This is a genomic window from Clostridium celatum DSM 1785 (genome assembly GCF_000320405.1).
GTDB lineage: Bacteria > Bacillota > Clostridia > Clostridiales > Clostridiaceae > Clostridium > Clostridium celatum.
Genome location: NZ_KB291649.1, coordinates 41,886 through 50,259 on the forward strand (window position 1 = coordinate 41,886; position 8,374 = coordinate 50,259).

Below are 8,374 nucleotides of genomic sequence, written 5' to 3' on the forward strand. Positions count from 1 at the left end.
TAATTATTATCTCTTATAATTTTATACCTTAACTATATTTTTAAAACTTTTAACTGATATAAATCAACTTATTATAAATATTATTTATAGTTCAGTATATTTTTTACTAGTTCCCTTTGCCTTTTCTACTGGATACTTCTTTTCATTTTTATCCATCTTGCTATTTATTATATCTTCTATATTAACACCTAAACAATCAGCCATATGAACACAATAAACTATTACATCTGCAAGTTCATCACAAACCTCTTGTTTATCAAAATTATCATCCCATAAAAAATGCTCTAATAATTCTCCTGCTTCTACGCTTATAGCTTTAGATATATTGCTAGGTGTATGAAATTGTGACCAATCTCTATCATTCCTAAACTTTCTTATTCTTTCTATTGTTTTATCCATATAATAACACTCCTAAATTTAATAATTAATCCAATCTTTTATACTTTTAATTGTCCATATCTATATTTTACATGTGTCTTATTTTATAAACTCTCCACTCTAAAAATAATGTTACTAATGCTAAAATTGATAGTAGTGGATTAGGATATCCTTGTATATTTTTGAATGTGAAAAAATCTGCTAAGAACGCTACCCATATTATTCCACTAATAATATGTATTATAATTTCCACCCATTTTTTGCTTATAAAAGCATCAAAAATTCCTTTTTCTTTAATATTATTTTCTTTTTTAATAACCTTTTTATTTTTTGTATTGTTTTTACGTTTCTTATTCTTTGCCATTTTTAAAGCCTCATTTCTAAGTAAATATTTTTTAAGTCATAGCTAACAATTCCAATTAATCTTAGCTGGATTTTCTTCATTTTCAATAGCTATATTACGCAATTCTTGTTCCATTTTCTCACATTCATTAGAAGCAATTTTATCGTATGTTTCTGAACTTTCATTTAATCCTACTTTATGATAAGCAATAGCTGCTGCTCCATAAAATGCCATACCTAAAGAATGTGTAGATCTATGAATTGAACCTACCGCTTGTACTATAGTTTTTGCACTTACTTCAGCCACTGGATTTTTTACCCATTCTTTAGCTACAGAATTAGCCTCTCTAATAACCTTCTTTGCATCTACTAACTTTATTTTACCTTCTATGTAATCACGAGCTGCTTCTAATGCATTTTTTAATCTTGTATCCTTTGAATCATATTCTTCATAAATAGGAAGAATATTTTTTTCTGCATAATTAATGCACCAAATTGCTATTGTTTCTTTACTTTGTGTTTCAATAAGTCTCATAAGTGAAACTATGTAAGGTGATTCTGCAGTTCCAAGCATTTTTCTTAATTTAGCCATAAAAATTACCCCTTTATCTCTTTTAAATTAATATTTTTCTTTTATTATAGCCTAAATAATTTAATGCTAAAACAAAATTAGCCCTATTATTTATAAGATTACATTCCATATTCTCAATAAATAAAACAAGCCAATGATACTTTTAATATCATTAACTTGCTTTAACCTAAAATTTAAAATAATTGTTTTATTATTTACTTTATTTAATTTGTATTTCTAATTGAATTATTGACTTTTCAGCCTCTTTCGCATTTATTCTTGATAATATTGAAAATTCATTAAAATTCCCAACTGTCTCTATATTATTTTTTTCAATATAATCTAACATCTTTTGATAGTACTTTAAATTGTTTTTATATCCATCATCATAATACATTGTAAGATACTTTCCTTTTGGTAATACAACATTATCTATACCTTTAGTTGAATTCTCATGCTTGTAAAGCATTATAGCTGTATAAACTACCTTGTCCTCACTTTTTAATATATCTAACGATGTTTCAAATACTATTTCAGAATTTAATATCCAATTTTCTTTTTCTGCCTCTAATAAAACTTTTCTTAAATTAAGCTCTACATCTCTCTGATTTCTTATTATACAATTATATTTTTTTACTATTCTTTTATCATTATACTTAATAAAAATTTTATTTTCTTCAACTTCCTTAGTTTCTTTTATCCTATCCTCTAAAAAATTAATATATGACTTAACAGATTCCAGCTCTTTTATTTTTTCATCTAATACTTTTCGTTGTTGATCAATTAGTTCTATCATAGAATCTGCCGTTATTTCACTTTTTAACAACTCTTCTATTTCTTTTAATGATAAGCCTATAAGCTTACATTGTTTTAACAAATCAATTTTTATAAATTGATTAATTGAATAATATCTATAATTGTTTTGCTTATTTATATAATCTGGTTTAAGAAGCCCCATCTTATCGTAATATCGCAATGTCTGAATTGGAACATTAGTTAATTTAGATATTTCTCCAACTGAAAAATAAGTTTCCATACTAAAAATCTCCTAAGTTAATTTACATTTTTCTATAGCTTTTACCGTATAAGATTTAATATTAATAGAATACCTCAATATTATGAAAGTTAGTAGTTCAGAAACTAACAAGCTAATCCATATACCATTAATACCTAATAATTTAGATAAAATAAATAATATTAAAGGCAGTAATATTATACTTCTACAAAGGCAAAAAATATTGGAAATTTTAGGCATATTTATTGCTTGATAATAAACTGTACTTGTTAAATTAAATCCTACCATAACAAATCCAATATTTATTAAATTTAAACCTATATATGAAATATTAGCTATTGTAGCATCTGAAGTAAAGATTGATATCATTCCTTTTCCAAATATAAAGCATATGCTAATAAATACTATATTTACTATTACTGCTGCCTTAAGTGTTAAAGAATAAAACTTTAACATCTTGTCTGATTTTTTTGCACCATAATTATAACTTAATAATGGCTGTACCCCAAGTGATAATCCTAATAATACCATATAAATATTAGTTGTTATATAATTAATTATTGCAAAAGCTGATAATGATTTTTCTCCTCCATAATTCACTAATACTACATTCATAAAGAATATTATTATTGAAAAACTTACTTCTGCAAAGAAAGATGGAAATCCTATATTCACAAATTCCTTTATTGTTTTCTTTTCTAATTTTATATTCCCAAAAGTTAATATACCTTTCTTCCTTATAAAATGAGGTAATAATATACCTATTGTTACTACTTGTCCTAATCCCGTTGCAATTGCTGCACCTTTTATTCCAAATTGTAATGGGAATATAAATATATAGTCTAAAACTATATTAGTTACTGCTCCTGCTAATATTGATATCATTGCAATCTTTGGTCTTCCATCATTTCTAACAAAGCTATTTACAGCAATACCAATTAAATTTGGAATACAGAATAAACTATAATATCTTAAATAGGTTGAAGCTAAAGGAATTAATGTATCTGTAGCTCCTAATATCTTCACTATATATTTTGAAAATATAACAGAAATTAAACTTACACCTATACTTAATATTAATAACAACTTAAATACTTGCCTAAATATATTTACTGCCTTTTCTTTATTGTTACTTCCTATATTTTTAGATACAAGATCTCCCCCACCTACTGCAAACATAGTTGCTACTCCAAATAGCATTATAGTAAATGGCATAACTATATTTACTGCTGCTAATGCAGAATCTCCAACGCCTTGTCCAACAAAAATCCCATCAATTATTGTATATAACGATGAAACAAACATAGCTAAAGCTGAAGGAACTGCATATTTTAAAAATTCTTTTATCATAATTTTACCTCCATTTTTGTTTCTTTAACTATGATAAAGTCTATAGTAACTATAGAGTCAATAGTTCTTATTAATTATTAATAAGATTACTTTCCATATGCTCAACAAAATAAAAAGTGCTGATGACTAATAATATCACCAACACTTATACTAAAAATATTCTATTAAAGTTAAATTTATTATTATATATTTTATTTGCTTTCTTGTATAACTTTTAATATTGCATCAGCTGCTCTTTTTGCTCCGCCTGAATTATGAAAACTTTTTGCTACACTCTTTGCTCTTTCTTTATATTCACTGTTATTCATAACTTGAATAACTGCAGATTTAATATATTCTATCTTGTCTCTTTTTAGCATAACTCCTGCACCTAAACTCTCAACTCTCTCTGCTACCATCTTCTGTTCTGAATGCTGTGGAAATAACACCATTGGAACCCCATAATATAAACTTTCATTAGTGCTATTCATACCACAATGAGTAATAAATACATCTGTTTCTTGAAGAACTTTAATCTGTTCAACAGTATTTTCAATTTTAAAATTACTAGGTATATCTCCTAAACTCTTAATATCAGTATCATTACCTACAGACATAATTACGTCAAAATTAGTGTCTTCAAATGCCTTCATACAATTTTTATAGAATTTAATATTTTTATTATTAACTGTGCCAAGTGAAATATATATTCTCTTCCTATTTCTTTCCTTACTCTCAACTACAACTTTAGAAACAGATGGTCCTACAAAATAAAATTTATTAGAGAAAGTTTCTACCATAGGTTGAAATTCTTTTGATGTATATACAATGGTATTTGTCTCATTATCATTTGTAACAATAGAAATAAAATTCTTAACATCATATCCTTGATTTCTTAAAAGCTCTATTTTTTTATTAATACGTCCCATACCAAAAATCATATGCATTATTTCATTTAATCCTTGTTTCATCATCTTTGCTGTATACTCATTAAAAGCAAATGTTGTTGTTGAGCATATATAAGGAATATTTAGTTTTTTTGCAAATAGTTTTCCCCAAAAGCTTAAAGAATCTGATACAATGCAATCTGGTTTAAAGTTTTTAAGTTCATTACAAACTTTTTCATCTAAAGCTAAAGTAGTGTCTACAACCATTTCTATTAAAGCTGGAAAATCCCTTCCTATTTTCTTTTCATCTTCTGGTCTAAGTTCTGGCAGATAATCATCACAACAAATACATTTTGCACCTGCAGCTTCAATTTTATCTTTAAATTCATTAAATGAATAATACACCACTTCATTCCCTCTATCTACTAATTCCCTCACTACTTCTATTGTGGGATTAGTATGCCCATGTGCAGGAATACAGAAAAAAACTATTTTACTCATATCTTTCTACATCCTTTTTATAAGTTTTAATTTTATTCATCCTTCATTGCTACCCCCATAGTTCCTACAAAATTTATTAAATCACGTTGATGAACAATTCCAAGACCTCTTTCCTCATCTCCTAGTATCAATAATTTATCACCTGTATTTATATTAAATATAGTTCTTGCTTCTTTAGGAATTACAATTTGTCCTCGTTCTCCAACTACAACAGATCCAAAGAAATACTTTCCTTTAGGAGGCACCGCAATTCCTGTTTTTTCCTCTGAATGGTTAACTAAATCATCTAATTTAACGTTATATAAATTTGCAAGCTTTATACAACTTTCTATATCAGGAGTAGATTCTCCATTTTCCCATTTTGCTACTGATTGCCTAGAAACATTAATCTTCTCTGCTATATCCTCTTGTGTATATTGATTCTTTTTTCTTAGACTTTTTAAATTCCTACTAATCATACTTTTCATACCCCCTACATTTATTTTATTAAACTTACTATTTATTTTCTATCAACTAACCTTAACATCCATATATATATTTATATATATTTATATATATTTATATACATTTATTTATTTTTTACTTTAACTTTATTATTTTCTTTGATAAATTTTTCATTTATATATTACCTTACCTTTCTTATTATTTTTGTAAAATATTAACAAATAATTTATTTAATTTAAACAAACTGATCTTTTCTAAATACTATATAGTATAAAATCTAATGATAGGAGATGAGATACATGTCAAGAAATTGTTGCAACACTACATCATCTTGCTGCAATCCTTGTGATGGTTATGGTATATTCAGCTTTGGTGGAGCTTGGCTTTATATACTAGCAATAATGTTAATATTTGGTGGCGGCGGCTTTTGCCCAGGTAGCTTTTGGGGAGGCTATAATAATATTTTCCGTTGTAGTGGATTTAATAATGGGTGGTGTGATAATATCGACTCTAACAATTTTAACAGCAATAGCTTTAGTAGCGGCAATTATAGTAATAGTACCCTTAGTAGTAATAACATTTCCAATACTAATTTTGCTAACCTTCTTAGTAGTCTTTCTAATAACCTTTCTAGTGATAGCAACTTTGATATTGCTAGCCTTACTGAATCTTCTAATTAGGCCAACCAAAAAAGCTATTAGGATTAATCCTAATAGCTTTACTATTACTAAAAAACTTATATAATTAATTTTTCTTTACTGGAATCCAAACTTCGCTATAGTAATTTTCATCTAAAGTTCCTTTTTTATATTGACTTGGATCTGTATACATTTCTATATTATAACCTGCTGCAATGCTATATTCTCTTTCATTTGGTAACCACTCTGAAAATATTTTTTTATTAGTCTCTTGAATCGCTGTTGGGCTTGGTCCATAACAAGGGAAAATAGCCCAAGTAAACTTAGGAATTGTTTTAACTATATATCCTTCCATTCCTTCTTTCTCTGTAGAATAATCTTCTGCAATCAGATACTCAAATTCATTTCCACCCATTTCCTCATCAATATTAATACCGTACATTCCGCATATCTCATTTAATTTTCCTTGTGAAATATGCTCATTCCAAAATAAAGGTACTTCCATAAATGCAGAGTCATACTTAAATTTCTTGGATGCACCTATTACCTTAAATTCATCCTTCTCAACAATTTTATAATCCATAATATATCCACCTTCCAATGAAAATTTTATTCTAAGAGCAACAAATGATTTTACCATTGCACCCTCTTTCCGAACAGCAGATGGTGTAACTCCATGAAATCTTGTAAAAGCTTTAGTAAAACTATCTGGAGAGTCATACCCGTACTTTATTGCAATATCTATTATTTTTCCATTAGTAGATAAAATCTCACTGCCGGCAAGTGCAAGCCTTCTTCTCTTAATGTACTCACTTAATGAATAACCGCATAACATTCCAAAACCTTTTTGAAAATAAAAAGGAGAAATATTTACTCTATCCGCAATTTCTTCAATAGATAAATCTTCGGTAATATTCTCTTCAATATAAGAAATAGCCTTTCTAATACTTTCAATCCATTCCATAACTTTTACCTCCCTCCAATTCGTTAATCTAATCTTATCATCATTAAAGGTCCCTATCCCGACTTTTTAAGCTTTCTTTTGTCCTATAAAAATCATATCTTCCTAAACATTACTCATTATCTCTAGATATTATTATCCTCATATTTTCATCATATTTAATCCCTAACTCTTTAGATAGCTTATCATTTAATTTTATAAGTTTATCATGATACTCCTTATACTCACTACTTAATATTTTCATATTAGGTAAAAAGATATCATAGTATCCACTGCTATTAAAAAATTCATTAAGTTGCTTTTTAAATTTATAAAAAGGATTCATAACCTTTAATAATGATTTATCATTTTGTTTTTCTATATTATCTAATAATTTTTGCTTATACTTTTCTAGCTCTTCACCTTCTGCATTTAACATATTGTTTATTTCATTTCTTGTACCAGCACTTATTTTCTTTGCCATTTCATCATTTATATTCTCATATCCAATTTGAATAAATCTAGGTATTTTTATCTCAGGAACATTATCTAAAAATTCAACAATATTAATCCATGCTTCATATTTATCTGGAGTATCTAGAGATTCATTTAAGTATGGTGCAAAATGATATGCTAAATATTTTCCCAGTCCACCTGGAAAAGATCTAATCAACTCTCTCTTAATGAATTCTCCATTATTTTTTTCAATTTCAATAATCTCATCATTCAATTCTTTTATGGTAATTTTCTCAAAGTTATTTTCTATTATTTTTTCTAAACATCTCTTTTGCATTCTTATTTGAATTTCTTTATTTTGCTTATCTTTAATAATGTTATTAATTATATATTTTTTATCTTTACTCTTTACTATTACCTTAATATCTTTAATTGCTATATCTAGTTTTCTATATAAAGATATTTCATTTAATAATGCTATATCTTCTTCTGAATACTCCCTATATCCATTATTACTTTTTTTAGGCTTTAATAATCCCTGCTTTTCATAATATGAAATTGCCTTCTTTGTTAGCCCTGTTAAATTACAAACTTCATTTATTAACATACAACCACCTCTAATTTATATGTTAATCTAACCCCTTAGGTATCAGTCAATAACAATTTATTACTTTTTTTTAATTTCACCTATTTTGTAATATGATATTTTTTACTTAGAAAAATAGTCTTAGCCACTGATATTACTTGACCAAGACTACTTTTTTCACTTACTTATAGTATGATTGTGCATATAATATACAATTTTTTCTAATACAGTATTTATTTTATTATAATAAAACATCAAAAAAGGTTGTAGTTTAAACTACAACCTAT

The 8,374-nt window shown here is 26.6% G+C and carries 10 protein-coding genes; 1 reads left to right on the forward strand and 9 read right to left on the reverse strand.

Translation table 11 applies throughout. From position 1 onward, the window contains the following. Positions 1 to 84 precede the first annotated feature (84 nt). From HMPREF0216_RS09165 to HMPREF0216_RS09195, 7 genes are all read right to left on the reverse strand, one after another. Complete coding sequence (locus HMPREF0216_RS09165) at positions 85 to 399, reverse strand: nucleotide pyrophosphohydrolase (protein ID WP_005213764.1); 315 nt, start codon at positions 397 to 399, stop codon at positions 85 to 87. A gap of 67 nt (positions 400 to 466) precedes the next feature. Then, the gene (locus HMPREF0216_RS09170) at positions 467 to 742 is read right to left on the reverse strand and encodes a hypothetical protein (RefSeq protein ID WP_005213765.1); all 276 of its coding nucleotides are present in this window, start codon (positions 740 to 742) and stop codon (positions 467 to 469) included. A 42-nt stretch (positions 743 to 784) separates the two neighbouring features. Continuing rightward, positions 785 to 1,312 (reverse strand): putative immunity protein, encoded by a 528-nt coding sequence (locus tag HMPREF0216_RS09175; RefSeq protein ID WP_005213766.1) that lies wholly within the window; start codon positions 1,310 to 1,312, stop codon positions 785 to 787. 199 nt (positions 1,313 to 1,511) lie between these two features. Next, positions 1,512 to 2,327, reverse strand: coding sequence for a MerR family transcriptional regulator (locus HMPREF0216_RS09180; protein WP_005213767.1), 816 nt, complete (start codon positions 2,325 to 2,327; stop codon positions 1,512 to 1,514). A gap of 12 nt (positions 2,328 to 2,339) precedes the next feature. Further along, on the reverse strand, positions 2,340 to 3,656 hold the full coding sequence (locus tag HMPREF0216_RS09185) for an MATE family efflux transporter (RefSeq protein WP_005213768.1): 1,317 nt from the start codon (positions 3,654 to 3,656) through the stop codon (positions 2,340 to 2,342). 191 nt (positions 3,657 to 3,847) lie between these two features. Then, positions 3,848 to 5,023 (reverse strand): macrolide family glycosyltransferase, encoded by a 1,176-nt coding sequence (locus tag HMPREF0216_RS09190; protein WP_005213769.1) that lies wholly within the window; start codon positions 5,021 to 5,023, stop codon positions 3,848 to 3,850. A 32-nt stretch (positions 5,024 to 5,055) separates the two neighbouring features. Beyond that, complete coding sequence (locus tag HMPREF0216_RS09195) at positions 5,056 to 5,481, reverse strand: helix-turn-helix domain-containing protein (protein WP_040419585.1); 426 nt, start codon at positions 5,479 to 5,481, stop codon at positions 5,056 to 5,058. A gap of 285 nt (positions 5,482 to 5,766) precedes the next feature. Here HMPREF0216_RS09195 and HMPREF0216_RS09200 point away from each other — a divergent pair, with 285 nt between their 5' ends. After that, positions 5,767 to 6,147, forward strand: a complete 381-nt coding sequence (locus HMPREF0216_RS09200; protein ID WP_005213771.1) for a hypothetical protein — start codon at positions 5,767 to 5,769, stop codon at positions 6,145 to 6,147. Positions 6,148 to 6,211: 64 nt separating this feature from the next. On the opposite strand, the gene HMPREF0216_RS09205 is transcribed toward HMPREF0216_RS09200, so the two are convergent. Then, the gene (locus HMPREF0216_RS09205) at positions 6,212 to 7,069 is read right to left on the reverse strand and encodes an AraC family transcriptional regulator (RefSeq protein WP_005213772.1); all 858 of its coding nucleotides are present in this window, start codon (positions 7,067 to 7,069) and stop codon (positions 6,212 to 6,214) included. A 109-nt stretch (positions 7,070 to 7,178) separates the two neighbouring features. Beyond that, the gene (locus HMPREF0216_RS09210) at positions 7,179 to 8,108 is read right to left on the reverse strand and encodes a MerR family transcriptional regulator (protein ID WP_005213773.1); all 930 of its coding nucleotides are present in this window, start codon (positions 8,106 to 8,108) and stop codon (positions 7,179 to 7,181) included. Positions 8,109 to 8,374: the final 266 nt, after the last annotated feature.